At 65.8% G+C, this 24885-nt stretch carries 32 protein-coding genes and 1 tRNA gene; 11 read left to right on the forward strand and 22 right to left on the reverse strand.

Features of this window, described 5'->3' with window-relative positions:
- Positions 1 to 337: 337 nt before the first annotated feature.
- From ACH0CP_RS17885 to ACH0CP_RS17930, 10 genes are all read right to left on the reverse strand, one after another.
- Positions 338 to 754, reverse strand: coding sequence for a SufE family protein (locus tag ACH0CP_RS17885; protein ID WP_406889981.1), 417 nt, complete (start codon positions 752 to 754; stop codon positions 338 to 340).
- Between the two features lie 43 nt (positions 755 to 797).
- Entirely contained in the window at positions 798 to 1040 is a 243-nt protein-coding gene (locus ACH0CP_RS17890; protein WP_406889982.1) for a hypothetical protein, read from the reverse strand.
- A gap of 14 nt (positions 1041 to 1054) precedes the next feature.
- On the reverse strand, positions 1055 to 1303 hold the full coding sequence (locus tag ACH0CP_RS17895; protein ID WP_294443771.1) for a hypothetical protein: 249 nt from the start codon (positions 1301 to 1303) through the stop codon (positions 1055 to 1057).
- A gap of 28 nt (positions 1304 to 1331) precedes the next feature.
- The gene (locus ACH0CP_RS17900; RefSeq protein ID WP_294443773.1) at positions 1332 to 1622 is read right to left on the reverse strand and encodes a hypothetical protein; all 291 of its coding nucleotides are present in this window, start codon (positions 1620 to 1622) and stop codon (positions 1332 to 1334) included.
- A gap of 12 nt (positions 1623 to 1634) precedes the next feature.
- Complete coding sequence (locus tag ACH0CP_RS17905) at positions 1635 to 1964, reverse strand: hypothetical protein (protein WP_294443775.1); 330 nt, start codon at positions 1962 to 1964, stop codon at positions 1635 to 1637.
- A gap of 14 nt (positions 1965 to 1978) precedes the next feature.
- Positions 1979 to 2275: a hypothetical protein gene (locus tag ACH0CP_RS17910; RefSeq protein WP_406889984.1), complete on the reverse strand. Its 297-nt coding sequence runs from the start codon at positions 2273 to 2275 to the stop codon at positions 1979 to 1981.
- A 26-nt stretch (positions 2276 to 2301) separates the two neighbouring features.
- Complete coding sequence (pspC, locus tag ACH0CP_RS17915; protein WP_406889986.1) at positions 2302 to 2685, reverse strand: envelope stress response membrane protein PspC; 384 nt, start codon at positions 2683 to 2685, stop codon at positions 2302 to 2304.
- On the reverse strand, positions 2685 to 2972 hold the full coding sequence (gene pspB, locus ACH0CP_RS17920; RefSeq protein ID WP_294443779.1) for an envelope stress response membrane protein PspB: 288 nt from the start codon (positions 2970 to 2972) through the stop codon (positions 2685 to 2687). Before pspB ends, pspC begins: the two co-directional genes overlap by 1 nt.
- Before the next feature lies 1 nt (position 2973).
- Positions 2974 to 3654, reverse strand: coding sequence for a phage shock protein PspA (gene pspA, locus ACH0CP_RS17925; RefSeq protein ID WP_294443782.1), 681 nt, complete (start codon positions 3652 to 3654; stop codon positions 2974 to 2976).
- 82 nt (positions 3655 to 3736) lie between these two features.
- A complete protein-coding gene (locus ACH0CP_RS17930; protein ID WP_406889988.1) occupies positions 3737 to 3874 on the reverse strand; it encodes a hypothetical protein in 138 nt (45 codons plus the stop codon).
- A gap of 259 nt (positions 3875 to 4133) precedes the next feature.
- On the opposite strand from ACH0CP_RS17930, the gene pspF reads away from it, so the two are divergent.
- The 3 genes from pspF (at position 4134) to ACH0CP_RS17945 (ending at position 6080) form a co-directional block, all read left to right on the forward strand.
- Positions 4134 to 5192, forward strand: coding sequence for a phage shock protein operon transcriptional activator (pspF, locus tag ACH0CP_RS17935; protein WP_406889990.1), 1059 nt, complete (start codon positions 4134 to 4136; stop codon positions 5190 to 5192).
- Positions 5193 to 5289: 97 nt separating this feature from the next.
- A complete protein-coding gene (locus ACH0CP_RS17940; RefSeq protein ID WP_406889992.1) occupies positions 5290 to 5895 on the forward strand; it encodes a superoxide dismutase in 606 nt (201 codons plus the stop codon).
- Between the two features lie 110 nt (positions 5896 to 6005).
- Positions 6006 to 6080 (forward strand) — tRNA-Asn (locus tag ACH0CP_RS17945).
- 551 nt (positions 6081 to 6631) lie between these two features.
- Here ACH0CP_RS17945 and ACH0CP_RS17950 read toward each other — a convergent pair.
- The 4 genes from ACH0CP_RS17950 to moaA all read right to left on the reverse strand — a co-directional run bounded on the left by ACH0CP_RS17950 (position 6632) and on the right by moaA (position 10439).
- Positions 6632 to 7312 (reverse strand): PilZ domain-containing protein, encoded by a 681-nt coding sequence (locus ACH0CP_RS17950; protein WP_406889994.1) that lies wholly within the window; start codon positions 7310 to 7312, stop codon positions 6632 to 6634.
- 243 nt (positions 7313 to 7555) lie between these two features.
- Positions 7556 to 8530: an alpha/beta fold hydrolase gene (locus tag ACH0CP_RS17955; protein WP_406889996.1), complete on the reverse strand. Its 975-nt coding sequence runs from the start codon at positions 8528 to 8530 to the stop codon at positions 7556 to 7558.
- A gap of 110 nt (positions 8531 to 8640) precedes the next feature.
- Complete coding sequence (locus tag ACH0CP_RS17960; RefSeq protein ID WP_294443792.1) at positions 8641 to 9420, reverse strand: NAD kinase; 780 nt, start codon at positions 9418 to 9420, stop codon at positions 8641 to 8643.
- Entirely contained in the window at positions 9417 to 10439 is a 1023-nt protein-coding gene (moaA, locus tag ACH0CP_RS17965) for a GTP 3',8-cyclase MoaA (protein ID WP_294443794.1), read from the reverse strand. The genes ACH0CP_RS17960 and moaA overlap by 4 nt, the downstream gene beginning before the upstream one ends.
- 85 nt (positions 10440 to 10524) lie before the next feature.
- Between moaA and ACH0CP_RS17970 the strand changes: the two genes are divergently transcribed.
- From ACH0CP_RS17970 to ACH0CP_RS17985, 4 genes are read left to right on the forward strand one after another with little or no spacing between them, the layout of a single operon-like run.
- A complete protein-coding gene (locus ACH0CP_RS17970) occupies positions 10525 to 12114 on the forward strand; it encodes a putative bifunctional diguanylate cyclase/phosphodiesterase (RefSeq protein ID WP_406889998.1) in 1590 nt (529 codons plus the stop codon).
- Between the two features lie 2 nt (positions 12115 to 12116).
- A complete protein-coding gene (locus ACH0CP_RS17975; protein ID WP_406890000.1) occupies positions 12117 to 12530 on the forward strand; it encodes a YybH family protein in 414 nt (137 codons plus the stop codon).
- Complete coding sequence (locus tag ACH0CP_RS17980) at positions 12527 to 13156, forward strand: lysoplasmalogenase family protein (RefSeq protein WP_406890002.1); 630 nt, start codon at positions 12527 to 12529, stop codon at positions 13154 to 13156. Before ACH0CP_RS17975 ends, ACH0CP_RS17980 begins: the two co-directional genes overlap by 4 nt.
- A complete protein-coding gene (locus ACH0CP_RS17985) occupies positions 13131 to 13562 on the forward strand; it encodes a DUF488 family protein (RefSeq protein WP_406890003.1) in 432 nt (143 codons plus the stop codon). Before ACH0CP_RS17980 ends, ACH0CP_RS17985 begins: the two co-directional genes overlap by 26 nt.
- A 22-nt stretch (positions 13563 to 13584) precedes the next feature.
- On the opposite strand, the gene ACH0CP_RS17990 is transcribed toward ACH0CP_RS17985, so the two are convergent.
- Genes ACH0CP_RS17990 through gyrA form a run of 3 tightly spaced genes read right to left on the reverse strand, consistent with a single transcriptional unit; the run spans position 13585 to position 17170 of the window.
- Entirely contained in the window at positions 13585 to 14028 is a 444-nt protein-coding gene (locus ACH0CP_RS17990) for a PaaI family thioesterase (protein WP_294443803.1), read from the reverse strand.
- A gap of 8 nt (positions 14029 to 14036) precedes the next feature.
- Positions 14037 to 14387, reverse strand: coding sequence for a DUF952 domain-containing protein (locus ACH0CP_RS17995; RefSeq protein WP_406890005.1), 351 nt, complete (start codon positions 14385 to 14387; stop codon positions 14037 to 14039).
- A complete protein-coding gene (gyrA, locus tag ACH0CP_RS18000; protein WP_406890007.1) occupies positions 14384 to 17170 on the reverse strand; it encodes a DNA gyrase subunit A in 2787 nt (928 codons plus the stop codon). Before gyrA ends, ACH0CP_RS17995 begins: the two co-directional genes overlap by 4 nt.
- A gap of 186 nt (positions 17171 to 17356) precedes the next feature.
- Here gyrA and ACH0CP_RS18005 point away from each other — a divergent pair, with 186 nt between their 5' ends.
- Positions 17357 to 17518, forward strand: a complete 162-nt coding sequence (locus ACH0CP_RS18005; RefSeq protein WP_294443807.1) for a hypothetical protein — start codon at positions 17357 to 17359, stop codon at positions 17516 to 17518.
- Positions 17519 to 17535: 17 nt separating this feature from the next.
- Here ACH0CP_RS18005 and ACH0CP_RS18010 read toward each other — a convergent pair whose 3' ends face one another.
- Positions 17536 to 18192, reverse strand: coding sequence for an SDR family NAD(P)-dependent oxidoreductase (locus ACH0CP_RS18010; RefSeq protein WP_406890009.1), 657 nt, complete (start codon positions 18190 to 18192; stop codon positions 17536 to 17538).
- A gap of 125 nt (positions 18193 to 18317) precedes the next feature.
- On the opposite strand from ACH0CP_RS18010, the gene ACH0CP_RS18015 reads away from it, so the two are divergent.
- Positions 18318 to 19613, forward strand: coding sequence for a tetratricopeptide repeat protein (locus tag ACH0CP_RS18015; protein ID WP_406890011.1), 1296 nt, complete (start codon positions 18318 to 18320; stop codon positions 19611 to 19613).
- 77 nt (positions 19614 to 19690) lie between these two features.
- On the opposite strand, the gene ACH0CP_RS18020 is transcribed toward ACH0CP_RS18015, so the two are convergent.
- Complete coding sequence (locus tag ACH0CP_RS18020; RefSeq protein WP_406890013.1) at positions 19691 to 20164, reverse strand: Lrp/AsnC family transcriptional regulator; 474 nt, start codon at positions 20162 to 20164, stop codon at positions 19691 to 19693.
- A 179-nt stretch (positions 20165 to 20343) separates the two neighbouring features.
- Between ACH0CP_RS18020 and ACH0CP_RS18025 the strand changes: the two genes are divergently transcribed.
- Entirely contained in the window at positions 20344 to 22026 is a 1683-nt protein-coding gene (locus ACH0CP_RS18025; protein WP_406890015.1) for a sensor histidine kinase, read from the forward strand.
- 8 nt (positions 22027 to 22034) lie between these two features.
- Entirely contained in the window at positions 22035 to 23051 is a 1017-nt protein-coding gene (locus ACH0CP_RS18030; protein ID WP_406890017.1) for a polysaccharide deacetylase family protein, read from the forward strand.
- Between the two features lie 198 nt (positions 23052 to 23249).
- On the opposite strand, the gene ACH0CP_RS18035 is transcribed toward ACH0CP_RS18030, so the two are convergent.
- The 3 genes from ACH0CP_RS18035 to ACH0CP_RS18045 all read right to left on the reverse strand — a co-directional run bounded on the left by ACH0CP_RS18035 (position 23250) and on the right by ACH0CP_RS18045 (position 24737).
- The gene (locus ACH0CP_RS18035; RefSeq protein WP_406890018.1) at positions 23250 to 23642 is read right to left on the reverse strand and encodes a hypothetical protein; all 393 of its coding nucleotides are present in this window, start codon (positions 23640 to 23642) and stop codon (positions 23250 to 23252) included.
- A 116-nt stretch (positions 23643 to 23758) separates the two neighbouring features.
- Entirely contained in the window at positions 23759 to 24166 is a 408-nt protein-coding gene (locus tag ACH0CP_RS18040) for a lipocalin-like domain-containing protein (protein ID WP_406890019.1), read from the reverse strand.
- 181 nt (positions 24167 to 24347) lie between these two features.
- Positions 24348 to 24737, reverse strand: a complete 390-nt coding sequence (locus ACH0CP_RS18045; RefSeq protein WP_406890021.1) for an HdeA/HdeB family chaperone — start codon at positions 24735 to 24737, stop codon at positions 24348 to 24350.
- Between the last annotated feature and the right edge of the window lie 148 nt (positions 24738 to 24885).

Below are 24885 nucleotides of genomic sequence, written 5' to 3' on the forward strand. Positions count from 1 at the left end.
CTTCGTCACTACGACGAAGCCCCAACCCTCCTTAATTCACAACCTCAAATCTGTGCCATAGGTGCTGACGGCGGACAGTGTACGCCTATATCGTGTGCCGTTAGTTCTACGGGCAAGAAGTTCGTGGAGCGTTCCGGCGAGGACCGTGCGCGGCATCTAAGGTCATCAGCCGAGTCTCGGGTGGGGAAGACCGGCGCGTAGAACGTTCGCCACAGGCTATTATCTCGTATCGCCGTCGCGTCCTGCTGAATGGTGACAAAATCCATGTCGGCGACCCGTCGACGATCTCGACTTCGGACACCGACGTTGTGCCGCGCCTGAGGAGGTCGCGCGCGACTTAGAGATAGCGCGCCGCGGTTTCGTGGATGAGGGCTATCATGTTGGGGATGCCCTGGGTGCGGTTGGAGCTGAGCTGGGCTTTGAGATTGAACGGCGCGAGTGCTGCTTCGATGTCGGTTGCTGCGATCGCAGCTGGCGTCTGGTCCTGCACCGTCTTCAGCACCAAGGCGATGATCCCCTTGGTGATCGCGGCGTTGCTGTCGGCCAGGAAGTGGAGCGTGCCGTCCTCGGCTCGGGTTGGGTAGACCCAGACCGACGCGGAGCAGCCGCGAACCAAGGTGGCGTCGGTCTTCAGTGCATCCGGCATCGGCTCGAGCGCGCGGCCCAGATCGATCAGCAGGCGGTAGCGATCGTCGGCATCAAGGAAATCATATTCGCTGTGAATATCGGCGAGGGCGGAGGCGGCGTCAGTCATCGGCGCTGCGCCTACCGCCTCGCGCGCGGGCGGGCAACGGCGGCTAGAGATCGACGCCGGCGGCGATGGCCTCGAGCTTGCGGATCCGTTCCTTCAGATCCGCGATCTCGATCCGGGCCGTGGCGTTGCCGGGTGCGGCAGCCGCGCGTGAATCCGCGTCCTGCCGCAATTCCTGCTGCTTGAGCTGCAGCCAGCCGCGCCAGGCCGTGAGGACTGCCGAAACCAGGATCACGAGCCCGGCGAGCGCCGCCGATGCCATCGTGACATAGAAGCTCATGTCGGACATGATCATCTGCTCCGTTAGCGGTTGCGCAGCTCTTCGATCTGACGGCTCAGATCGGCGCTGCCATGATTGTCGGTGATGACGCGCTCCAGGACGGCGATGCGTTCCTTAAGCTGGCGGATCTCTTCGCGGCTGGCGATCGCGTCGGCGGGCAGGGCGTGGTCTTCGCCAGCACGGCCCATGGCGCGGTACTTTTCCCGGGAGACCCGCGCGAGCGCGGTAATCAGCACGATCCCAAGGACCAGGAAAACGACGGACCAAGGCATCTGAAATCCTCTTCTTGCGCTGTTATTTTCAGTTCGGGCGGTCGGCCAGCGAGGGGCGATCGCGCAGCTGTTCGATCTGGTCGGCCACCAGCAGCCCCTTGTCCGTCACGATCCGTTCAAGGACGCGGACCCGCTGCTCCAACCGATCGGTATGGGCGGCATATTGCGCAGCCTTCTCGGCAGCCTGCGCATTGAGCGCGTCCACCATCTTCTCCTTGTGCTTCAGCCAGCGCTTGAACATGTCGCCACCTACGCCGAAGATCACCGGCAGGCCGACCACGATCATGAAGAACAACAGGACGAAGTAGCCCTTTTCCATTGGTCAGTTCCTTCAGTTCGCGCGGTCGCGCAGTTGTTCGATTTCCTGCGCCAGCAGGTGGCCGCTGTCGGTGACGATCCGCTCGACGTTCTGGAGCCGATCCTTCATCGCGCCGAGTTCGGCACGAAGCTGGCTGTTTTCCTGCGTCAGCAGCTTCACGCGTTCGACCGTTTCATCGTCCCGCTTGGGATAGAGCGCCTGCCCCCACTGGCCATCCAGTGGGTAGCCGCCCCTGATCCGCATCCAGGTGGTGGCGACCCAGCCAACGACACCGGCGATCCCGATCGTTGCGACGACCGGTGCAAGGGCGGAGAACAGCTGGATCTTTTCGGCAGCGGTCATAGACGTCGTTCCTTTCAGCGATTGCGCAGCTGTTCGATCTCGTGCGCCGTGCGGATGGCAGGATCGGTGGCGATCCGCTCAAGGACGGCGATCCTTTCCTCGAGCCGGCTGACCATCCCGGTCAGCCGGGCGTTCTCGTTGGTGAGGACCTCCACCTTGCGGGTGGCTTCCGGCGTGTCCTTGCCGATGTTGCGGCCCCAATCATCGCTGATCGAATAGCCGTGCTTGGCGCGGATCCAGTTGTTGATCAGCCAGGCCCCGGTGGCGATCGGCACGATCGCCAGCACAAAGAAGGGTCCTCCGACGTGCATCGTCCGTCTCCTAACTCGCGCTATCTTCAGCGCAGGCGCTCGATCTCGTCAGCGAGCTGCGTGTTGCGGCTGGTGTAGTGCGTTTCGATGTCGGCGAGCCGGCGATCGAGTTCGCGGAACTTGGAGCGGACCTCCGCCGTGGTGCGCTTCGGATTGGAGCGCACGCCCTGCCAGAACTTCGCATCCTCGGGCGATCCGTAGAGGTTCGCCGGCCGATCCTGCGCCATCCATCCAATCAGGAGATAGGCGATCAGCGTCCAGGGGAAGCCGCCGGCGAGGGTGAGGAGGATCATCGCGATCCGCACCCAGAGCACCTCGATCCCGGTATAGTCGGCGATCCCGGCGCAAACGCCCTTCCACTTGCGATCCTGACGGTTGAGGTAGAATTTCGTGCGGCTGTTGTCGGCCATCAGTTCCTCCTCTCGATGCGGTCTTCCAGCCGATAGTCAGGCTGCGAGCGGTAATCGGACAGGCCGGGGCGAAAATCGGGATTGTCGGCCGCGACGATGCGCTCGACGGTGTTGACCCGGTCCTCCAGGCGCTTGGCGAGCGAGTGAAGCTCGTCGAGCAACGCCTCGTCCTCGCTGGTCATCGACCCGGGGGCCTGCTTCCACTTCGTCACATAGTGCATGATCAGCCAGGGCAGCCCGATGAAGAGCATGCCCACGACGAAGATCGGTACGAGCACGTCGTCCATCTCAATTTTCCCCGTTGCTACGGTTGTTCATGCGCGCCTTGAGCGCGGCGAGTTCGGCATCCACCCGGTCGGCGGCCTTGAGCTCGGCGATCTCCTCGTCGAGGCTCTTGGGCAGGGCGCCCAGGCCCATGGCGTCGGCGCGGCCTTCGGCTTCGTCCACCTTGCGCTCCAGCATTTCGAAGCGGCTGAACGCCTCGTGGGTGCGCGGGCCGTTCCACATCTCGCGCAGGCGGCCACGGTTGGTGGCGCTTTCGAGGCGCGTGGCGATGTTGTTCTGCCGGGTGCGGGCCTCGCGCAGCTTGTTCTGAAGCTTCGCGATATCCTCTTCCGAGCTGCGCAGCGTATCGTCGAGAACGGCGATTTCGGCGCGGAGCTGCTCGACCATGTCGGTCGCCTTCTGGCGCTCCATCAGCGCTGCCTTGGCGAGATCCTCACGATCCTTCGACAGGGCGAGCTCTGCCTTCTCGGTCCAGTTCGCTTCGATCTCGGACAGCTTTGCCATGTGGCGCCGCATTTCCTTGATGTCCGCGATCGTGCGTGCCGCCGACGCCCGGACCTCGACCAGCGTCTCTTCCATCTCGAGGATGATCATGCGGATCATCTTCGCCGGATCTTCGGCCTTTTCGAGTAGCTCCGCCATGTTGGCGGCGACGATGTCGCGGGTTCGGGAAAAGATGCCCATCAACGAAACTCCTGGTGATGCCCTGTTATAGGCTTACCGCCGGGGCGGGGCGAGGGATAAGCGCCCGCCCCGGCGGCGTCGTTCACGCGATCACGCGAACGATGGTGGGAGCCGATCCCGTCTGGGCCGGGCCGACCGCGCCGAGCACCATGGTGGCGCTGAAGACGACGGTGCAGGCGATGGCGGCGAGGGTACGGCCGATCTGTGCAAACTGGGTCATGTGACTGCTCCTCTGAACCTGGTGTCTGTTTCCCGAATGCCGGGTTGCCAGGTGCTTTGCAGGGGGCGTGCCAGTTTTCTGTGGAGGCGGCACAGGCCAAGCACTTGATCCCGTGGGGTCTCAAAAAATCGAGTGAAAACATCGACGTGGAACGATCGGCGAGCGGTACCCGTGGCTACTCTAGGTGCTTTGGTCTCGCGAAACACGTCTTGCCAAGCATTGGGAAAATGCGCCAAGGGTTGGTTCAGCGAGGTGGGTGATGGCGGAACGGGCGTCGCAGGTGATCGGGCAATCGGGGGCGTTCCTCGACGCGCTAGAGCGCGCGAGCCGGGCGGCCGCGCTCGATCGCCCGGTGCTGGTGATCGGTGAACGCGGGACCGGCAAGGAACTGGTCGCTGAGCGACTGCATCGCCTTAGCCAGCGGTGGGACCAGCCACTGGTGATCATGAACTGCGCTGCCTTGCCCGAGACGCTGATTGAGGCGGAGTTGTTCGGCCATGAGGCGGGCGCCTTCACCGGTGCCACCAAGGCACGCGTCGGCCGCTTCGAGGAAGCGCATGGCGGCACGCTGTTTCTCGACGAGCTCGGCACCCTTTCGATGGGCGCGCAGGAGCGGCTGCTGCGGGCGGTGGAATATGGCGAGGTGACCCGGATCGGCTCCTCGCGCCCCATCCGCGTCGACGTGCGCATCGTGGCGGCGACCAACGAGCATCTGCCCGACAAGGTCGATCGCAACGAGTTTCGCGCCGACCTGCTCGATCGATTGTCGTTCGAGGTCGTGACGCTGCCGCCGCTGCGCGCCCGCAAGAGCGACATCCTGGTGCTGGCGGATCACTTCGGGCGCCGCATGGCGGCGGAAATGGGCTGGAGTCATTGGGACGGCTTCGCACCGGCCGCGCAGGAGGCGCTGCGCGACTATCGCTGGCCGGGCAACGTGCGCGAGCTGCGCAACGTGGTGGAGCGTGCGGTTTATCGCTGGGATCGCGAGGGGCCAATCGAGGCGATCGAGTTCGACCCGTTCCAGTCGCCCTATCGGCCGGGGAGTGGCGGGGCGCCGAGCGCGGCGACGCCGGCGCCGGCCTCAGCCCCCGTTTCAACGCAGCCGCAGGTGCCCAATGAGGGAGATGAGGTTGCGGCGTGCGATGTTGGGCCGTCGGACTTCAAGAGTCGGGTCGCGCTGTTCGAAAAGGAGCTGCTGTCGCGCGCGCTGGCGGAGAACCGGTTCAACCAGCGGGCGACGGCCGATGCGCTTGGCCTCAGCTACGATCAGCTGCGCCATGCGCTTCGCCGGCACGACATGATCGGGGCGAGCGGCTGAACAGCGGCCGCGCGGCGATCTGATCGGTTGCGTAACGAGGTCACCGGAGCCATTTGATCCGCGTCGCGTTCACTCGCGAACGCCAAAGGAGGATTTCATGGCTTTCGAACTCCCGCCGCTCCCGTACGATTATGACGCGCTGGAGCCGGTCATCTCCAAGGAGACGATGACCTTCCACCACGACAAGCATCACGCGGCCTACACCGCCAAGCTGAACGAGGGCGTGGCGGCCGATCCGAAGCTGGAGGGCAAGTCGATCGAGGAGATCCTGGGCATGATCTCCCAGCTGCCGCCGCTGGTGCGCAACAATGGCGGTGGTTATTGGAACCACGACTTCTTCTGGAAGATCATGGCGCCCAAGGGCTCGACGCAGCCGTCGGGCGCGCTGAAGGACGCGATCGATGCCTATGGCGGCCTCGACAAGCTGAAGGAAGATTTTAACGGCAAGGGCGCGGGCCAGTTCGGTTCGGGCTGGGCTTGGGTGATCAAGGACGCCTCGGGCGCGTTGAAGGTGACCTCGACGCCGAACCAGGACAATCCGCTGATGGACGATGCCAAGGAGAAGGGCACGCCGATCTTGGGCAACGACGTGTGGGAGCACGCTTACTACCTCACCTACAAGAACGACCGCCCCGGCTATCTCAAGGCCTGGTGGGATGTGGTGAACTGGGACGAGGCAGGGCGCCGGTTCGACGCCGCCTGAGCGACCACGCTCACGGCTTTTTGGAAGGGGCGGCCTCGGCCGCCCCTTTTTTGCATTTGCGGGGCTTGCACCGAGAAAAATGCCGGCTATAGACGCGCCTCCCGCAGCGTTCCCCGATAGCTCAGCGGTAGAGCTCTCGACTGTTAATCGAGCGGCCGTAGGTTCGAATCCTACTCGGGGAGCCACTTTCCACCCATCGCGGTGAAGCAAATGCGCCAGCGACGAACGCGTCGCTGCTCGCGGGTAAGTCAACCGATCGTGCCGCTCCGTTGCCGTCATGTGATGTGCGCGCACGGCGCCGCGCTCGGCAAATTGGCCGCAGTATTCTCCGATGTTTGGCTGATCCTCCCCCGGTAGCGCCGCGCGCGCCATCCGAGGCGGATCAGAGCGAAAGATGGCGCGATCACGGATTCGAACCTCAAGGACTGCCAAGTCGCCACTTTAGGCGATCGCGCGTGCATCAAGGACGGCCGCGACGTCACCGCGGGCGGCTGTGGCGAATCGGAAGGCGACTACGGCGAACGGCCGGTTGGTCGCCACCTATGGCGATCCGGCGTTTCCGGCCGAAAGTTTTCTGCCTCAGGAGCGACTTTGACGGTTTCCATCTGGGCGCCGGCATCACGGCATGGCGAGGTTTGTCCGGTGAACGTTCAAAGACGGCCGCGGGAGAAAGGCGGGAGCCGTTTCTGATCGTGGCGGCGACGTCGTGCTGACACGTGCCGCACGAAGGCGTTGGTCAGAGCCGGCTGATCGAGCCGAGTTCGGGAACGCTCAGTTCCTTCTCGAACTGCAGGCCGGCAAGGCCATCGCGCGACCAGCGAACCAGCCCGCGGCACTCGATCAGCGCCGTCAGCTGCAGCTTCACGTCCAGCCCCGTGGCGATTCGGCCGTCATGTACAATCTTGGCGCCGCGCTGCGATATGTCACGGAGGCGGACGACCTGCATGCCGAGCGGGCTGGTGCAAAGCACTTGCTTGTCGATCGGCAGCCGAAGCGGCCGTGTCTGCGGCGTGCGGACTTCGTCGCGCAATCGCTTGAGGAGTGCTGCGCTGTCGATCGGCGCCTTGAACTTGAGGCCGCACTGGCCGGGGCGCACCCACACAACCTCGCCAGTAAGGGAGCAGGCCTCGGAGAGATCCACCGTTACGTCAGCACTCAGCCGGACTTCCAGATGCGTGGCCAGCATCAGTCCGTGGTCCGAAATGTTGACGACGCGCGCCAGACCGTGATCAGCGCCGGCGAAGACGCGCGCGACGCGGTACACTGTCTGCAAGCGGTTCTTCCCGCGGCGATCAGAGTCGCCGTCGGGCGCACCAAGGGCTGAGTTCAGCGCCTCTTCGAAACTGTAGAACTCGTGACCCAAAGGGGTGCCTCCGAGAACGGCTATTGCAGGGGTGCCATAGGATGTAAAACGCAATGGGATGAACTCTATAACATTTTCCTCCGATCGCGCGGAACCAGCCAGGCCTCAAACGCCTTCTTCCCCCAAGGGGGTTCGCCTGAAGACGTGTTGTATGCAGAGCTGGTGTATTTCGAGGGCGCGTATTTTGCCCATATCGTGACGCGTGAGGAGTACCTCCGGTTGCGCAGGATTCATGAATCGCGCGGGAAGAGCAGGCCATGCCGGCGTCCGATGATGATGGTCGCGGCGGCGTGCTGATTATTGCGCGACGAACTCTCCGTCGCCGTCAGTGAGCGCGGAGGCTCTATGCGCGCTACTCCGGCTTGCTGGGGCTTTCCCTAAGGGGCCGCGAACAGTGGAGCGATCGCGGACTTCGGCGAGAAAACTCAATAACGATCGGTTGAACGCCTTGGTTTGCTCCCACGGGGCGAAGTGGCCAGCGCGGGGGAAGATCTGTAGCCGCGCGCGTGGGATGGTGCGGGCGAGATAGGCGGTGTGGTCTTGCTTGATGAACTCGTCGTAGGCGCCGGCGGCGATCATGATCGCGGGGCCTGTGATCGTGCCCAGTTCAGCCGCCGTGTAGTTAGGTTCGGCGCGCAGCATGGCTTCGGCGGCGGCGTGTAGGGCCGGAAAGCCGTTGGGCGTCGGAGAGAGCGCTGCATAGTCGGCGAGGAGCCGCGGGCCGACCGTCTTCAGGATGGGCGCGTTGAAAGCGTCCGGGCGCACACTTTTCCGGTCCATGTTCGCGCCGAATGCGTAGACGGCGGTCAGCCGCTGCGGGTGGCGCATGGCGAGGATCAGCCCGATGATCGCGCCGTCGCTCCAGCCCACGATAGCCGTCCGACGCAAATTTAAACGGTCCATCACGGCCAGGACGTCCCGTGCCATGAGTTCGTAGCCAAGCGGGCGCGTGCCGAGCGTGCTGCGGCCGTGACCGCGGCTGTCGATCAGGATGACGCGGTAGCCGGCAGCGACGAGCGCGGGTACCTGAAGGCTCCAGGTACGGCTGCTTGCGGTACCGCCGTGGAGCAGGATGATCGGCGGGCCCTGGCCGATCGTGCCGTACCAGATGCGCGCGGTTTCGTGTTCAACATGGCCTTGCAGCGGGAGGGGCGGCAGATCCGGGTAGCCGGGGAGCGGTCGAGCGGTGGCGGCCGTGGTGACGAGGACCAGGGCGAGAAGCGCTGCCACCAGCGAGTACATAGCAGCGCGAACTCGACAGATGATGGTCATCGCAATCCTTCCACCACGCTCGGGCGGGAAGCCCCGCATGAGCGGCGGTTGATTACGGTAGGCGCGCGTCAGCGGAAATGCGCGGGGCGTTGCAGTGGTAGGCGTTCAGATCAGGAGACGAACTGTTCCATGGTGATCCGATCGTCGAGCGCATGCTCGGGATCGAACAGGAGCGTAAGCTCTCGCGCACGATCGATGGCAATGTCGACTTCGGCGACCTCACGTACCTCGCGCTGGTCGGCCACCGCAGAGACGGGGCGCTTGCCCGGATCAAGCACCCGCAGCCTGATCCTGGCCTTGTCCGGCAGGATCGCGCCGCGCCAGCGCCGCGGGCGGAAGGCGCTGATCGGAGTAAGCGCGATCATTGCCGAGCCGAGCGGAAGGATCGGGCCATGGGCGGAGAGATTGTAGGCGGTGGAGCCGGCCGGCGTTGCGACGAGGATCCCGTCGCAGGCGAGTTCTTCCATGACGACGCGTTCGTTCACGCTGACCTCGAGCTTCGCGGTCTGACGTGTTTCGCGCAGCAGCGACACCTCGTTGATCGCGGGCATCGTGTGGACCCGCCCGTCGACGCCGATCGCCGTCATCATCAGCGGCGTCACCTTGAACGCACGCGCGTTGGCCAGTCGCTCATCCAGATCGTGCTGGCGCCATTCGTTCATCAGGAACCCGACGGTGCCAAGGTTCATGCCGAACACCGGCACTGCGAGGCGGCGCTGATCGAGCAAGGTGTGCAGCGTCTGCAGCATGAAGCCGTCACCGCCCAAGGCGATCACGACATCTGCCTCGTCGAGGGTGCACCAATCCCATGCATCGGCAAGCGCGGCGCGGGCGGCCTGGGCGGAGGCGGTAGGCGAGGCGACCAGTGCCCGCCGGGGATAAGCAGTCATCCGCCGGTGACACTCATGTGGCGGGCAACGGCCGGGGCGGCGCCCCGCTCAATTCGGAAATCGTGGCGGGCGGGCTTGCCGGCGATGCCAAGTCGGATCGCGTCGTCCAAGGCAGCCACGCCGCCTTCGCGCAGGGCAGCCTTGAGATCGACCTGGTCGTCATGGCCGAGACAGCTGTAGAGCTTGCCCTCCGTTGTCAGGCGTACGCGGTTGCAGCCATCGCAGAAGTTCGCGGTGAGCGGCGAGATGAGGCCGAGACGCGTCTTGCTGCCCTCGACACGCCAGTAGCGGGCGGGGCCACCCGTGCCTGCAAGGTCGCGTGCCAAGGGAAATTTGGCGTCCAGATGATCAAAAACGGCGGTCAATGGCACGAAACGGTCGGTGCGATCCTCGTCGATGGCGCCCAATGGCATGGTTTCGATCAGCGTCAGATCATGCCCTTCCGCGATGCACCAATCGAGCATCGCCGGGATTTCTTCGTCATTGAGCCCCTTCAGGGCGACCATGTTGATCTTGACCGAAAGCCCTGCCTTCTTCGCGGCGGCGATCCCGCCCAGCACCTGTTCGACATCGCCATGGCGGGTGATGAAGCGGAAACGGTCGGGATCGCGACTGTCGAGGCTGACGTTCACGCGGCGCATGCCGGCGTCGACCAGCGCCTCGGCATGATCGGCGAGGTGCGTGGCGTTGGTCGTCATCGTCAGTTCGTCGAGCGTGTGGCCGACATGGGCGCCGAGCCGGCGCGTGAGATCGATGACGTCGCGCCGGACCAGCGGCTCACCGCCCGACAAGCGGATCTTGCGCACGCCGAAGCCGATGAAGCGTTCGGCGATGATCGCGATCTCTTCCAGCGCCAGCAACTTGCTGCGCGGCAGGAAGGTCATCTTTTCGGCCATGCAATAGCGGCAGCGAAGATCGCAGCGATCAGTGACGGAAATGCGCAAGTAACGGATCGTGCGGCCGAACCCGTCAACGAGATCGGTCGAAGGGCCGATCGAAGGGGCGGTCGCATCTCCCATAACGGAACAGCTAAGGGCTGAAAGGCGAGGGGACAAGAGCAGGCGGGCCGTTGCTGTGCCGGAAGGCGCAGCTTAACCCGAAGAAGTGGGAAAACTTTCAAGCCATACGGGCAATGTTGCCCTGGCGGCAGGATCCGAGGCGCTGGCGCCGATCGTGGAGGCGGCCGGGTGGCGCCTGATCGATAATAGCGCGGGCACCGGCGCGGATGTGCGCCTGGTGGATGCGCGTGACACGCTGGAGCAGATGGCGGGCGAGGATGCCGCCGCACTTGCCGAGCGAGCGGCGCTGCTGGCGATCGTGCGCGACGCTCACGGTGCGGCCCAGGCCTATGAGGCAGGCGCGACACATGTGCTTACCGGCGCGGTTGATATGGCGACGCTTGGTCTTGCGCTTCGCTTTGCGGGGCGGCACGCGCGGCGCCTGCGCGGCACCGGGCATGCGCGGCGGGCGGGAGAATGTGGCGACGGCGCGGTCGAGCGGTTCGTGACGGCGCTGAGCCACGATCAGGCGGCGACGGTGGCCGTGATCGCGATGAGCCGGTTCGACACGGTGAACGCAGCCTTCGGCCGGGAAGCAGGCGATGCGCTGCTGCGTGAAACGGGGGCGCGGATTGCGGCGGCGCTGCCGTCTGCGGCGGTGATCGAGCGTGACGAGGGAGCGCGCTTCCTCGTGGCGATGAAGGAGGATGAAGCGGACGCGGCAGTGCGAATCGCGACGATCGAGGCGGCGCTGACGCGGCGGTTCGCCATCGGCGCGGAGGAAGCGAACCTGGGCGTCCGGATCGGGGTGGCGCATCGCGGGGCGGGCGAAGCGGCGGCGATCCTGGTTCGGCGCGCGCGCGAGGCGCTGCATCAGGCGCTGGCCAGCGACGGGGCGAGCATTCGGGTGGCGCCTTCCGTCCATGCCGCGCATGGCCTGCGGCTGGCGGCGGACCTGCACCGCGCCATCGACCGCGACGAGATCGACATCTTGTTCCAGCCGCAAGTGGCGCTGGACGACGGGCGGATCACCGGGGTCGAGGCTCTGGCGCGGTGGGAGCATCCCGAGCATGGCGTGCTGGGCGCGGACACCTTGTTTGCGGCGGCGGAGCGCGCGGGCCTCGGCCTGGCGCTGTCCGAGCATATCCAGCGGCTCGCACTGACGATGGCAGCGCCATGGACCGGAGCACTCGCGGAACTGCGGGTGGCGATCAACGTGACCGCAGCGGACCTCGCGCGCGGCGATTTCACCGAGTATTTCCTGGCGCTGGTGGAGCGGAGCGGGATCGATCCCGCGCGGGTGACCGCCGAGGTGACGGAGAGTGGCTTCGTCACCGACCTGGAACTGGCGGCGGAGCGGCTGCAGCGGCTTCGCGAGGCGGGGCTGCGCGTGGCGATCGACGATTTCGGTACGGGTTATTCCAGCCTTGCCTATCTGAAGGCACTGCCGCTCGATTACCTGAAGATCGATCGCAGCCTGACGCAGGACATTGCCGGCGGCGACCGGGCGCGCACCGTGGTGCGTGGGGTGATCGCGATCGCGGCTGGCTTGGGCCTGGCGACGATTGCGGAGGGCGTGGAGGACGAAGAGCAACGATCACTGCTCGCCGCCGAGGGCTGCACCCTGTACCAGGGTTTCCTGTGCGCCGGGCCATTGCGCGAAAACGTGCTGGCGGCGCTGCTGGGGGAGGCATGATGATGATCCTGACGATCATGGCGCCGGTCGCTCTCGCAGCGAGCGCCGCGGCGACGCCTCAGGCGCAGATCGAGGCGGTGATGGCGGAAAGCTCGGCGGGATGGAACGCCGGGTCGCTTGACCGGTTCATGGCGGCCTATGCCGATGATGCGATCTATGTCGCCGGGCCGACGATGGCGCGCGGCAAGGCCGAGATCACCGCGCGATACGCCAAGAGCTTTGCCGATGGCGGCAACAAGCGCGGGCGGCTGACCTTCCAGCCGATGGCGTGGCGGACGTTGAGCAACGTTCACATGCTGCTGGTGGCGCGGTGGACGCTCACGCCGGCGGACGGCAAGCCGGAAACGGGGCTGACCAGCCTGGTGTTCGAGCGGCGCAAGCCGGGCTGGCAGATCATTTCCGACCATAGTTCATGATCGGTCGCGGCCTGTTCGCCGCGGCGCTGATCGCAGGCGCTTCCTACACGATCGCCGCCTGGGCCGGGTGGAGCGGCCCAGCGGTGGTGGCGTGGAAGGGCGCTGGCGTGGCGCTGCTGGCCGGCTGGGCATGGCACGCCGCAGACACACGGGACGGGCGCCAGCTGGCGCTGGTTTTGGCATGTGGCGCCGCGGGTGACGTGCTGCTGGAGGCGGCGGGCCTGGTGGTGGGCGCGATCGCTTTCCTGATCGGGCATGTGATCGCGATCGACTTGTATCGGCGGCACGCGGGGCCGGGCGCTTGGCGGCTGATCGTTGGCTGTGCCGTAGTGGTGGCGGCGATTTCGGCGGCGTTGGCGCGTGATTTGGGCGTCGGGTTCTACGCGCTCGCGTTGGGTGCGATGGCTGGAGCAGCGACGGCGAGCCGGCTGCCGCGCCAGTTGGCGATCGGCGCGTGGCTGTTCGTCGCGTCGGACCTGCTGATCTTTGCCGAGCTTGGCCCCCTTCAGGAAAGCGCAGCGCCGCGGCTGCTGATCTGGCCGCTCTATTTCGCCGGCCAGGCATTGATCGCGCACGGCGGCGTCACGAGCTTGAGGCGCAATGAAAATCTACACCATCGGATATGAGGCCACGACGATAGCCGACTTTCTCGCCGCGCTGACGCGGGCGGGGGTGAAGCGGGTGATCGACGTGCGTGCGCTGCCGCTGTCGCGGCGGCCCGGCTTCTCCAAGTCGATCCTGGCGGCGACGCTGCGGGAGGCCGGGATCGACTATGTGCACCTGAAGTCGCTGGGCACACCCAAGCGCGGGCGCGACGCGGCGAAGAAGGGCGATGTCGTGACGTTGCGCGCGGTGTATGACGATCAGCTGGCGCTGCCCGAAGCGCAGGCCGCGGCGGCGCAGATGCGCGCGCTGGCGGCGGAGCTGCCTTCCGCCCTGCTGTGTTACGAGCGGGACCCCTGCCATTGCCACCGAACGCTGCTGTTGCAGGCGGAGGGCGAGGGCGCCGAGGTGGTCGACCTTTACACCTGAGCTACGAGACCCGCGGATAAGGTCAGGGCAGGGCGTAGCCGACGGTGGACTGGGCGATCAGCCGGTCCTCGCTGTCCTGCCAGATGCGAACATCGACGCTGGCGAGGCGGCGGCCGAGCTTCAGCAGGCGCGCGTCGGCGTAGATCGCGCGATGATTGCAGGCGCGAAGGAAGCTGATCGACAGCGCGTTCGTGACCGCCATCTGCTCCGGCCCATGATGCGCCGCGATCACCGCATAAGCGGCGAGATCGGCAAGCGTCATCAGCGTCGGCCCGGAGACGATATTCCCCGGCCGGAGCGTCGAGGCGTCGGGATCGAGCCGGATGCGCAAGTGGCCGGGCACCAGGCTGACCACTTGGCCCAGCTTCGACGGATCGCTGGACGGGAAGGCGGCGGTCAGGAACCCCGTCACCTCCGCCGGCGTGAGGCGGAGGGTGAAGGGCGCGGCGCCTGGGCGCGAGGGCAACGGGTCGCTCAACCGGTGACCGGAAGGCGAACGGTGCCGTCGTCCTCGCGCTCGAGCGGGCTGTAGGCCACGACCGTGTCGAGCGTGAGCGTGCCGTACAGGTGCGGGAAGAGTTGCCCGCCGCGGCTTTCCTCCCAGCGGATCTGATCGCCGAGCGCCTCAAGATCGACGGCGGCGACGTGGAGATCGTGCTGGCCGGCAAAATGCTTGTCGACCGTCTCGGTGAGCTGGGCGGCGGTGGAGAGGTGGATGTAGCCGTCCGCCACATCCACCGGCGCGCCGGCGAAGCTGCCGTCACGCTCCAGCGCCGCCATCTGATCGGCGGTCAGGACCTTATAGGCGGTGACGGGCCGGCTCACTGCCCATCCTCCGGACCCGCGGCTGCATCGTCACCGACAATGGCGCCGGTGTCAGGCGCAGTTTCCGGCGCCGACAGGTCGGCGGCGACCGCTTCCTCTGCCGGGTTCTCGGGTTCCGGCTCCTCATCGATTCGCGCACAGCCCACCACATGTTCGTCGTCGCTGACGTTGAACAGGCGCACGCCTGCCGAGTTGCGGCCGATGACGCGCAGGCTGGCAAGCGGCATGCGGATCAGCTTGGCCTGATCGGTGACGAGCATCAGCTGATCGCTCTTGCTCGCCGGGAAGCTGGCGACGACCGGGCCGTTGCGGGCGATATTGTCGATGTTGGTGATGCCCTGACCGCCGCGACCGGTGCGGCGATATTCGAACGCCGAGGACAGCTTGCCATAGCCATTCGCGCAGACGGTGAGGATGAACTGTTCGTGCGCGCGCAGGAATTCGAACCGGTCCATCGGGATCTGCGGCTCGCCCTCACGCTCCGTCGCCTTCCAGGGGGCGAAGCGCAGATATTCCTCCCGCTCCTCCTGCGTGGCGCCGGTGCGGTGCAGGATCGAGAGCGAGATCACCTCGTCGCCGGGCGCGAGGCGCATGCCGCGCACGCCGGTGGAGTTGCGGCTCTGGAATTCGCGCACGTCGCTGCCGGGGAAGCGGATCGCCTTGCCCTGACGGGTGGCGAGGAGGACGTCGTCATTCTCCTCCAGCAGCGCGACGCCGATCAGACGATCGTCGATGTCGTCGCCTTCGAACTTCATCGCGATCTTGCCGTTCGAGGGCACGTTGGTGAAGGCGTCCATCGCGTTGCGGCGCACGCTGCCCCGCGCCGTCGCGAACATGACGTGGAGCTTGCCCCATTCCGCCTCGTCCTCCGGCAGCGGCAGGACGGTGGAGATCGTCTCGCCTGGCTGGAGCGGCAGGAGGTTGATCATCGGGCGGCCGCGGGTGTTGGCGCTGCCCTCGGGCAGGCGCCACACCTTCATGCGATAGACGCGGCCGAGCGTGGAGAAGAACAATACCGGCGTGTGCGTCGAGGTGACGAACAGGCTGGTGACGGCATCCTCATCCTTGGTCGCCATGCCGCTGCGGCCCTTGCCGCCGCGCGCCTGGGCGCGGAACGCCTCAAGCGGGGTACGCTTGATATAGCCCTGCATGGTCACGGTGACGACCATGTCCTCGCGCTCGATCAGATCCTCGTCATCGATGCCGTCGGCGGCAGCGGCGATTTCGGTGCGGCGCGGGGTGGCGAAGAGCGCGCGAACTTCGGTCAGTTCCTCGCGCATCACCGCATAGAGCTTCACGCGGTCGGCCAGGATCGCGAGCAGCTCGGCGATCGATTCGGCCAGCGTCTTGAGCTCGTCGCCGATCTCGTCACGGCCCAGCGCGGTGAGACGGTGAAGGCGCAGGTCGAGAATCGCGCGAACCTGGATTTCCGACAGGCGATAGGTGTCGCCGGTGATCTCGGTCTCGACCGCCTCGACCAGCTTGATGTAGCCGGCGATCTCCGCAATCGGCCAATCACGAGCCATCAGCGCCGCGCGCGCCTCGGCCGGCGAAGACGAGCCGCGGATCATCCTGACGACCTCGTCGAGGTTCGTCACGGCAATGACGAGGCCGAGCAAGATGTGCGCACGATCACGCGCCTTCGCCAGTTCGAACTTCGAGCGGCGGGTGATGACCTGCTCGCGGAACTGGATGAAGGCAGCGATGATCTCGCGCAGCGGCAGCATCTCCGGCCGGCCGCCGCGGATCGCGAGCATGTTGGCGGGGAAGCTGCCCTGTGCCGGCGTGTGACGCCACAGCTGGTTCAGCACCACTTCCGGCGTCGCGTCACGCTTCAGTTCGATGACGACGCGAACACCGTCGCGGTTCGATTCGTCGCGGACGTCGCCAATCCCCTCGATCCGCTTGTCCTTCGCGGCCTCGGCGATCTTTTCGACCAGCGCGTTCTTGCCCTGCTGGTAGGGAATCTCGGTGAGGACGATCGAGCGACGCTCGCCGCGCCCTTCCTCAATGACGTAGCGCGAGCGGACGATGATCGAGCCACGGCCCGTCTCATAGGCGCTGCGCGCGCCGGCGCGGCCGAGGATGACAGCGCCGGTCGGGAAGTCCGGCCCGGGCACGATCTCCATCAGCTCCTCGGTCGTGAGCGGCTCTCCGCCGCTGATCGCGCGATCGAGATAGGCAAGGCAGGCGTCGACGACTTCGCCCAGATTGTGCGGCGGGATGTTGGTCGCCATGCCGACCGCGATGCCGCCAGCGCCGTTGACGAGCAGGTTCGGGAAGCGCGCCGGGAGGACCGAAGGCTCGCTTTCCGAGCCGTCATAGTTCGGCTGGAAATCAACCGTGTCCTTGTCGAGATCGTCGAGCAGGTAATCGGCGACACGGGACAGGCGCGCCTCGGTGTACCGCATTGCGGCGGGCGGATCGGGATCCATCGAGCCGAAGTTGCCCTGGCCGTCGATCAGCGGCGCGCGCATCGACCAGTCCTGCGTCATGCGCGCCAAGGCGTCATAGATCGCAGTATCGCCGTGCGGGTGGTATTTACCGATCACGTCACCGACGATGCGGGCCGATTTGCGGTAGGGCCGGTTGTAGGTGAAGCCGCTTTCGTTCGCCGAATAGAGGATGCGGCGGTGAACCGGCTTCAGGCCGTCACGAACGTCGGGGAGCGCGCGCGCCACGATCACGCTCATCGCGTAATCGAGGTAGCTGGTCTTCATTTCCTCGACGATCGAGATCGGCGCAATGTCCGATGGGTCGGCGAGGACGGTCTCGTCGGTCAAAATGGTACCTTCGGTCTGGGATTCGTATCCCGGCCGATCTAGGACCCTGCAACCGAAAAGTCACGCGCGCGTACGCGTACGCGAGGACAGCTAAGGCCGCGAGTGCGCCGGCGCTAACCGAGGTAAGTGCGCGGCGCGCCCGTCGGTGCTTTGCTGCCCCCATATCTTCGATGATGGAGAGCAGAGATGGACAAGATTTCCGGGCTGATCAGCGAGCTGGAGCGTCGCGGGCGCAATGCGCCGACCCTTGCGGAAGGGCAGCGGCTGTTCATGGAGGCGGCGCGGCTGCGGCGCGAGCAGACCGCGACGCCGAAGGATCGGTTCGCGACACCCGTGCCGCGCAACTGATCCGGCGGGGACAAGGTTCAGGGCGCGATCTCGGTCCCGTCCCAGGCGAAGAACTTGCCGCTGTCCTGCGGCTTCAGGCCGTCGAGGACATCGAGGAGCTGGACCGCGGCACGGCCGGGCGTGAAGATGTCTCGCCCGGACTGCTGGAACGGCTGGCTCAGCCGGGTGTCGACGGTGCCGGGGTGGAGGGCAATGACGATGCCGCGATCGTTGCGGCGCTTGTCCTCCACTGCCAGCGTGCGGACGAACTGGTTGAGCGCCGCCTTCGAGGCGCGGTAGCCGTACCAGCCGCCCAGCCGATTGTCCGAGATGCTGCCGACGCGTGCCGAGAGGACGGCGAAGACGGACCGGCCGGATCTGGGCATGACGGGAAGGAAATGCTTGGCGACCAATGCGGGGCCGATCGCGTTGATCGCATATTGCTCCGCCAGCCAGGCCGGATCGAGATCGCGCAGGGCCTTTTCCGGGCCGCGCTCCCCGTCATGGAGCAGGCCGGTCGCAACGACGACCAGATCGGGCGTGCCGACGCTGGCGGCGGCTGCGGCGATGCTCGCCTCGTCCGTCAGGTCCAGCTCCGGCCGCGAGAAACGTCGTACGGTGGCATCTTCTTCCGCCAGCGCATCCGCCAGCGCTGCCCCGATCCCGCCCGAGGCACCGATGATTACTGCATTCATGGAACGGCCGGCTAAGCCGCTGGACCATTACGTTCAATGTCCATTCAGCGCGATTCCTTGATGCGGCCTTGCAACCGGATTAAGCGCCGGACGTAACACGTCACGCCTCAAGGAGAGCAGTTTCAATGAAGAGCATTTCCAAGGTCGCGGTTGCAGCCGCTCTGACGGCAGGTGTGGCGGGCATTGCCGTTTCCACCCCCGCTGCTGCCGCAAAGGAAAAGAAGCAGGAGCAGAAGGGCCCGGCCCTGAAGCTGAGCAAGGAAGTGCAGGGCCCGGCATCCGCCGCCCAGACTGCACTTGGCACCAAGGATTTCGCGACGGCTGCCGCCCAGCTGGCGACCGCGCAGGCCGCAGCGAAGACCGACGACGACCGCTATATCGTCGCGGCGCTGCAGCTGCAGATGGAAGCGACCAAGATCCAGGACGCGCGCGCGGCCAATCAGCCGGTGAGCGAGGAGGGCCTGAAGGCGCCGCTCGATGCGCTGATCGCCAATCCGAAGACCCCGGCAGTAGACCTGCCCAAGTATAACTACCAGCGCGGCATCATGGCGGCGAACGCCAAGGATTCCGCCGGCGCGATCCAGTTCTTCCAGCGCGCCCAGCAGCTTGGTTACAACGATCCGAACCTGACGCTGCAGATGGTGAAGATCCGCATGGATTCCGGTGACATCGCCGGCGGTTCGGCGGAACTGGAGAAGGCAATGGACGCGCAGATCGCAGCCGGCCAGAAGCCGTCCGAGGAACTGTATCGCTACGCCATCGCCAAGACCAACCAGAAGAAGATGGGCCCGCAGACCGTGGGCTGGATCAAGCGCTACGTCGTCGCTTACCCGACCGCCAAGAACTGGCGCGACGGGATCGTCACCTATGGCATGACGCAGTCGAGCGCGGTGACCTTGGACAAGGCGCAGAAGGTTGACCTGTACCGCCTGATGCGTGCGACCAAGTCGCTCGCCGACCAGTATGATTACGAGAATTACGCGCAGTGGACCTATGACATGGGCCTGCCGTACGAGACCAAGACCGTGCTGACCGAAGGCAAGGCCGCAGGGAAGATCCCGGCGAGCAGCGCGTCGGCCAACGACCTGCTGAAGGTGGCGAACCAGGCAATCGCCAACGAAGGTTCGCTGGCGCCGAGCGAAGCCAAGGCAAAGTCGGGCGCGAACGGCCGCGTCGCGGCGAACACCGGTGACGCGTATCTTGGCTCGGGCAATTACGCCAAGGCGATCGAGCTTTATAAGGTTGCGCTGCAGAAGGGCGGCGTCGACGCGGACACGGTGAACACGCGCCTCGGCATCGCGCTGGCGAATTCCGGCGACAAGGAAGGCGCGAAGGCTGCGTTCGCGCAGGTGAAGACCGCGCCGCGTGCGGACATCGCTTCGCTGTGGACGCTCTATCTCGACAACCCGCCGACCGCCTGAGCGGCCGGCTACCGACGAGACGGGAAGGGCGGCCTAGGCCGCCCTTTTTCGTGGTTCCCGCGGTGATCCGGCGCCGATCACTCGGCAGGTATGTCGATCGGGACGCCCGGGGAGGATTTCGCGGTGCGGATCGTCAGCGACGATTTGACGCTGGCGACATTCGGCGCAGCGGTGAGATGCGTGGTGAGGATGCGCTGGAAGCTTTCCAGATCCGCCGCGACGATCTTCAGGATGAAGTCGATCTCCCCGTTCAGCATGTGGCATTCACGCACTTCCGGGATGCCGGCGACGTGCTTTTCGAAAGCGGCGAGATCCTGCTCCGCCTGGCTGCGCAGGCTGACCATGGCGAAAACGGTGATGGGGTAGCCCAGCGCGGCGGGATCGCATTGCGCGTGATAGCCACGGATGACGCCGCTTTGTTCAAGCGAGCGAACGCGCCGAAGGCACGGCGGGGCCGTCAACCCGACCCGTTCAGCCAGATCGACATTGGTCATCCGGCCGTCTTCCTGCAGCAGGGCGAGAATCCGACGGTCTATTCGGTCAAGCGTCATTATACCCCTGAAACGCATGTTCATGACTAACGATGTGTTTTCATAATAGGATAATTGCGCGTCAACGCAATTGTGCCACCTCATGACAACCGTAAAATGACTAGTTTCGCTTCTATGGCAGGCTCGCTAAGGCCGTTCGGCGCAGCGAGCGGGTCGCGGGCGTAACAATGGGGCGGCGAGTGCGGTTCGACGACAGTCTCAAGACCGTTCTTGCTGCCGACGCCTCGACTGCCTTTGGCGCGCAGGCGACGTTCCGACAGCTGGCGGACCTTCTGGCGCGCGGACGCGCGGAGCCCAATGCCGAGACGCTGGGGCGGCTGCGGGCGCTACGATCCCAGGTTCCGGCAAGCGCGCGTGCTGCTGCGGCGCGGGGACTGGCGCTGGGCCGGCCGAGCGCGGCGCTGATCGCGCTGTTTGCCGAGGATGAGCCCGCCATCGCCCAAGCGGCGCTGCGCGGTGCGATGCTGCAAGCGGAGGAGTGGATCGCGATCCTGCCGCGCCTCGGGCCGGTCGGGCGTGCGGCGCTGCGCCAGCGGACGGATCTCGATCCGGTGGTCGTGCGGGCGCTGGAGAGTTTCGGACCGACAGATTTCGCGCTCGGCTATGACGCGCCGGCAGCGGCAGATCAGCCTGAGGAGATCGAGCCTGCGGCGGCGCTGGATGCGGTTGCCGAGATGATCGTCGAGGAGACGGTCGAGGCGACCGAACCGTCGAAGGTGGAGGCAATACCATCCCCGGCCCGGGCGCCGGCCGGTTTCGAGATCGCGGCGCTCGTCGACCGGATCGAGAGCTTCAAGCGCGATGGCGGGATGCCGATCGCGCCGCGGGCGCCCGCGCCGCCAGCTTCGGTGCTCGACCATTTCCGTTTCGAAACAGGGGCCGACGGCGTGATCCGTTGGTCCGATGCCGTGCCGCGCGGCGCTGTGGTCGGGCTATCCTTGTTCAGCCGTCATGAGGAGAGCGGCTTCCAGGCGCTGTTCGAGCGTCGTGCCGCGATTGCTGACGCGCCCGTGGTGCTTGACGGCGCGGGGGCGGTGGCAGGGGCTTGGTGCGTGTCGGCCATGCCGCTGTTCGAGCAGGCAACCGGGCAGTTCGTCGGTTACCGCGGCGAGGCACGGCGGCCGGCCACCGAGAAACGGGCGGGCGCCGCGACCGGCCATCGCAAGTCCGAGGGCCTTCGCCGACTCGTTCATGAACTGCGCACGCCGACCAACGCTATTGCTGGCTTCTCCGAACTGATTGAGGCGCAATTGCTGGGCCCGGTCGATCCGGTGCATCGCGAGCGCGCATCAACGATCCGATCGCTGGCGGCTGACCTGGTCGCGGCGATCGAGGATCTGGACCTCGCGGCGCGCATGGAAAGCGATGCGCTGGAGCTTCGCCCGGGCGTGGTGCCGCTGGCGCCGCTGCTGGAGCGCGTCGCTGGCGAGATGCAGTCGCTGGCGGCGCGTCGCGGTAGCAGCATCGGGGTGGAAACGGGCGACGTGGCGCTTGGCCTCGCTTGCGACGATCGTGCGGCCGAGCGGCTGTTCACGCGATTGATCGGCACCATGGTGTCAGCCAGCCGTGAGGGCGAGGCGATCCGGGTAGCGGCCGAGCAGCAGGCGGGCCAGCGCGTGCAGATCAGCATCACCCGGCCGCAAACACTGGCGGATATGAGCGAGACGGCGCTTCTGAACCTTGATGCCGAGCGCGAGACGGCTCTGGCCGGAGCGCCGCTGCTCGGCACGGGTTTCGCACTGCGGCTGATCGCGAACTTGGCGCTCGAGCTGGGCGGGCGGCTGACGATCGAGGCGGATCGCTTGACAGTGACGCTGCCGGCAGCTTCGATCGGCGACATGGGACAGGCGTCGACGAACTGAACGGGAGCGTGACGCCGAGGGGCTCGCATGGCTGGCGTGTTCCGGCGCCGGATCCCGATGATCTGATCCGCTGGCCCGCCGATTTCGGCAACCGGTTCATGCTCTTCGTCGATTGCGAGGAAGAGTTCGACTGGTCGGCGCCGTTTTCGCGCGAGGCACGTTCGGTAAGTGCAATCGCCGCGCTGCCGGAAATGCATGCGCGGCTGTCAGAGCAAGGCATCGCGCCGTGCTATTTGTGCGACTATCCGATTGTCACTGATGCCGGGGCGGTGGACGTGCTGCGCGGACTGGTGGCGGACGGTCGAACGACGATCGGCGCGCAGCTTCATCCGTGGGTGAATCCGCCACATGCCGAAGCGCCGAGCGCAAGCTTGTCATTCGCCGGGAACCTGCCGGTCGATCTCGAAGCGGCAAAGCTAGACGCGTTGACCGATGTGATCACAACCGCATTCGGCAGGGCGCCGCTCGCCTATCGTGCGGGGCGCTACGGGATCGGCCCGGCAACGCTGCGGCTGCTGGCGGAACGTGGCTATCGCCTCGATACGTCAATGCGCGCCCGTCACGATTATTCCCAGGACGGCGGGCCAGATTTTAGGGGCGTCGGGATGGAGGCGTTTCGCTTGCGCCGGAGCGGGATGATCGAGGTGCCGTTGTCGACGATCTTCACTGGCCGGCTGCGGCGCGCCGGGCCGTCGCTTCACGCGCTCGGCGGCGCTGTACCGCGGGGACGCGGACTACTGGCGCGCTCTGGCCTTGTTTCGCGTGTGCCGCTGACGCCGGAAGGCGTGCCGATCGAGGAGGCCGCGGAAGCCGTGCGGATCGCAGCAGGAGAGGGCGCCCGGTTGCTGACTTTCTCCTTCCACTCACCCAGCCTTGTGCCGGGCCACACCCCCTACGTGCGCGATGCGGCCGACCTCGCACGCTTCATGCGCTGGTGGGATGTGATGTTGGATTTGTTGGACCGGTTCGGATTCTCGCCTGCCTCTTTAGATGAACTGCTCGCGGCGGCGGATCGCACACCTTGACGCATCATCGTCTTGCTTCGACACCGCTTCTCTTAGCCGGAAGAAACTGCAGGTTCCGCAAACGGGCTGGGACGCGCACAAGCAAAGCGCGCGGTCGGGTGGAACCAAAACCCACGGGATTGGCGCAGCGCAGGCAGCGGGCTCGCCGTGCTACTGCTTACCAGCGCCAGCAAAGACCCAGATCGTCCCGACAGCAACTCATGTCGTTGGATCGACAGGCCACGAAGAGATCGGGCGGATCCTGTTGATCCGCCCGTCAGGCTGCTTGCCGCCATTACCAGCGCGATACGGATTGCGATACCGCGGCGCATAGTAAGCGCGCGGCGGCCCGTTGCGGTAATGACGCGGGCCGCGATAATGCTTCCGATCCCAGTGGCGGCGATCGTGGCGATACGCGCGGTGTCCGCGATGCTTGCGATAATCGCGATAGGCATGGCGCGGCGGCACGTAGCGACGGCCCCGATCGCGATCATAGCCATGGTGGCCATTGCGATAGGATTGGGCCTTGGCGGCGGTCGGCGTGACGCTGACGCCGACGGTGGTGAAGGTCATGGCAAGGGCGGCAAAGAGCCCCATCATTCTGTTACGCATACACACATCTCCTGGCGCGTTTGGCGCGCTCTACCAAAGATAACGTGTGCTAAACTTTGATCGTTCCAGCCCCCACGGCTTTGCGGCCGACGGGTGCGTCGACGTGATGGGCTGGCCTAGGGCGTGGCGGTGACCCGCTGCCACTCCAGTCGGGTCACGTATGTGCGACCTGATTTGGAGACCTCAGGCTCGGTAACGAACTGGATCGTGTCAGGTGCGATCGGAACGATCCGACGCACGAAGCTGGTGCCGACCCTCGCCGGTTGCGACGCGAACAGGATTTTGTGCGTGATCATGTCACCCTGACGGTGCCAAGTGCCGGCATAGGCGAAGAATTCGGAAAAGCTGTCCGCGGCCGGGTTGCCGGCGGCTGCCCAGGCCGGATCCATGAGGAACGCCGACATGCGGCCGTCAGCGGTATATTGGAGCTGACCGGCGGGCGGATCCCCGAAAGTCCTGACCTCAGTGCCGCCGCGATCGTTGATGCAGGAAACCAGCGTCCAGGTGCCGAGCAGGTCGGTCATCATCTCTCCTTCCGCCATTGGCGCAGGAGGCGGTGTGAACCGAATTGCCGGAGGAAATGCAAACCCGTTCGATGATCGTCTTTGGAAAAGGGGGCAGGGCGCACCGTCGCGACAAGGCGCATCCCGCCCCGCACATGGCGGATGCAGGCGGCCGGCGCTGAACGACGCCGGCGCCCGTGCATCAGTTCGAGCCGCGCTTCATCCCCGCGCGTTGCTGGGCGAGCGCCTTCTGAACGGCACCGACGAATTGATCACCGGGCCGCGCACGGCAGGCATCCACCACCATGGGAGTTACGGTCTCGACGCCCGCTACCGTCACCGTCGGGTGCGGCTTGCCCTTTGGCCCGTAATTGGCGGCGTAGACGATCGCCTGCGGCCGATATTGCACATCGACCAGGTTGAAATCCCGGCATGTGACCGTCTCCAGGCGCTTGTTGACCTTGAAGACCGTGACGTCAGTCATTCCATCTTGCTGTGGAATATGGGCCTGTTCCTTCACCGTCTGTGCTGCGCCGATCGTCGCGCCACATGCAGCGCAGAGCGCGCCGGCGATCACAAAGCTTCTCAACATGGAGGACTCCTCTTCACTGAGCAGTCCAGATTTACCCGTCTTGAGAGGGCACTGCCCTACGTATCTTCCGAAGGGGAAGGGGTCCCGGCGCCCGAGGCGCCTGGCGTCGCGGCTCGGGATGGTCGGGGAGACAGGATTCCAGACCGAA

The organism is Sphingomonas sp. 179-I 2A4 NHS, from assembly GCF_045369135.1.
In the GTDB taxonomy this organism is placed as follows: Bacteria; Pseudomonadota; Alphaproteobacteria; order Sphingomonadales; family Sphingomonadaceae; genus Sphingomonas.

Coding starts and splice junctions, on each gene's coding strand:
- ACH0CP_RS17885 (WP_406889981.1), bottom strand. CDS start 754: ATGACTGACGCCGCCTCCGCCCTCGCCGATATTCACAGCGAATATGAT.
- ACH0CP_RS17890 (WP_406889982.1), bottom strand. CDS start 1,040: ATGTCCGACATGAGCTTCTATGTCACGATGGCATCGGCGGCGCTCGCC.
- ACH0CP_RS17895 (WP_294443771.1), bottom strand. CDS start 1,303: ATGCCTTGGTCCGTCGTTTTCCTGGTCCTTGGGATCGTGCTGATTACC.
- ACH0CP_RS17900 (WP_294443773.1), bottom strand. CDS start 1,622: ATGGAAAAGGGCTACTTCGTCCTGTTGTTCTTCATGATCGTGGTCGGC.
- ACH0CP_RS17905 (WP_294443775.1), bottom strand. CDS start 1,964: ATGACCGCTGCCGAAAAGATCCAGCTGTTCTCCGCCCTTGCACCGGTC.
- ACH0CP_RS17910 (WP_406889984.1), bottom strand. CDS start 2,275: ATGCACGTCGGAGGACCCTTCTTTGTGCTGGCGATCGTGCCGATCGCC.
- pspC (WP_406889986.1), bottom strand. CDS start 2,685: ATGGCCGACAACAGCCGCACGAAATTCTACCTCAACCGTCAGGATCGC.
- pspB (WP_294443779.1), bottom strand. CDS start 2,972: ATGGACGACGTGCTCGTACCGATCTTCGTCGTGGGCATGCTCTTCATC.
- pspA (WP_294443782.1), bottom strand. CDS start 3,654: ATGGGCATCTTTTCCCGAACCCGCGACATCGTCGCCGCCAACATGGCG.
- ACH0CP_RS17930 (WP_406889988.1), bottom strand. CDS start 3,874: ATGACCCAGTTTGCACAGATCGGCCGTACCCTCGCCGCCATCGCCTGC.
- pspF (WP_406889990.1), top strand. CDS start 4,134: ATGGCGGAACGGGCGTCGCAGGTGATCGGGCAATCGGGGGCGTTCCTC.
- ACH0CP_RS17940 (WP_406889992.1), top strand. CDS start 5,290: ATGGCTTTCGAACTCCCGCCGCTCCCGTACGATTATGACGCGCTGGAG.
- ACH0CP_RS17955 (WP_406889996.1), bottom strand. CDS start 8,530: ATGACCATCATCTGTCGAGTTCGCGCTGCTATGTACTCGCTGGTGGCA.
- ACH0CP_RS17960 (WP_294443792.1), bottom strand. CDS start 9,420: ATGACTGCTTATCCCCGGCGGGCACTGGTCGCCTCGCCTACCGCCTCC.
- moaA (WP_294443794.1), bottom strand. CDS start 10,439: ATGGGAGATGCGACCGCCCCTTCGATCGGCCCTTCGACCGATCTCGTT.
- ACH0CP_RS17975 (WP_406890000.1), top strand. CDS start 12,117: ATGATCCTGACGATCATGGCGCCGGTCGCTCTCGCAGCGAGCGCCGCG.
- ACH0CP_RS17980 (WP_406890002.1), top strand. CDS start 12,527: ATGATCGGTCGCGGCCTGTTCGCCGCGGCGCTGATCGCAGGCGCTTCC.
- ACH0CP_RS17985 (WP_406890003.1), top strand. CDS start 13,131: ATGAAAATCTACACCATCGGATATGAGGCCACGACGATAGCCGACTTT.
- ACH0CP_RS18005 (WP_294443807.1), top strand. CDS start 17,357: ATGGACAAGATTTCCGGGCTGATCAGCGAGCTGGAGCGTCGCGGGCGC.
- ACH0CP_RS18010 (WP_406890009.1), bottom strand. CDS start 18,192: ATGAATGCAGTAATCATCGGTGCCTCGGGCGGGATCGGGGCAGCGCTG.
- ACH0CP_RS18015 (WP_406890011.1), top strand. CDS start 18,318: ATGAAGAGCATTTCCAAGGTCGCGGTTGCAGCCGCTCTGACGGCAGGT.
- ACH0CP_RS18020 (WP_406890013.1), bottom strand. CDS start 20,164: ATGACGCTTGACCGAATAGACCGTCGGATTCTCGCCCTGCTGCAGGAA.
- ACH0CP_RS18035 (WP_406890018.1), bottom strand. CDS start 23,642: ATGCGTAACAGAATGATGGGGCTCTTTGCCGCCCTTGCCATGACCTTC.
- ACH0CP_RS18040 (WP_406890019.1), bottom strand. CDS start 24,166: ATGACCGACCTGCTCGGCACCTGGACGCTGGTTTCCTGCATCAACGAT.
- ACH0CP_RS18045 (WP_406890021.1), bottom strand. CDS start 24,737: ATGTTGAGAAGCTTTGTGATCGCCGGCGCGCTCTGCGCTGCATGTGGC.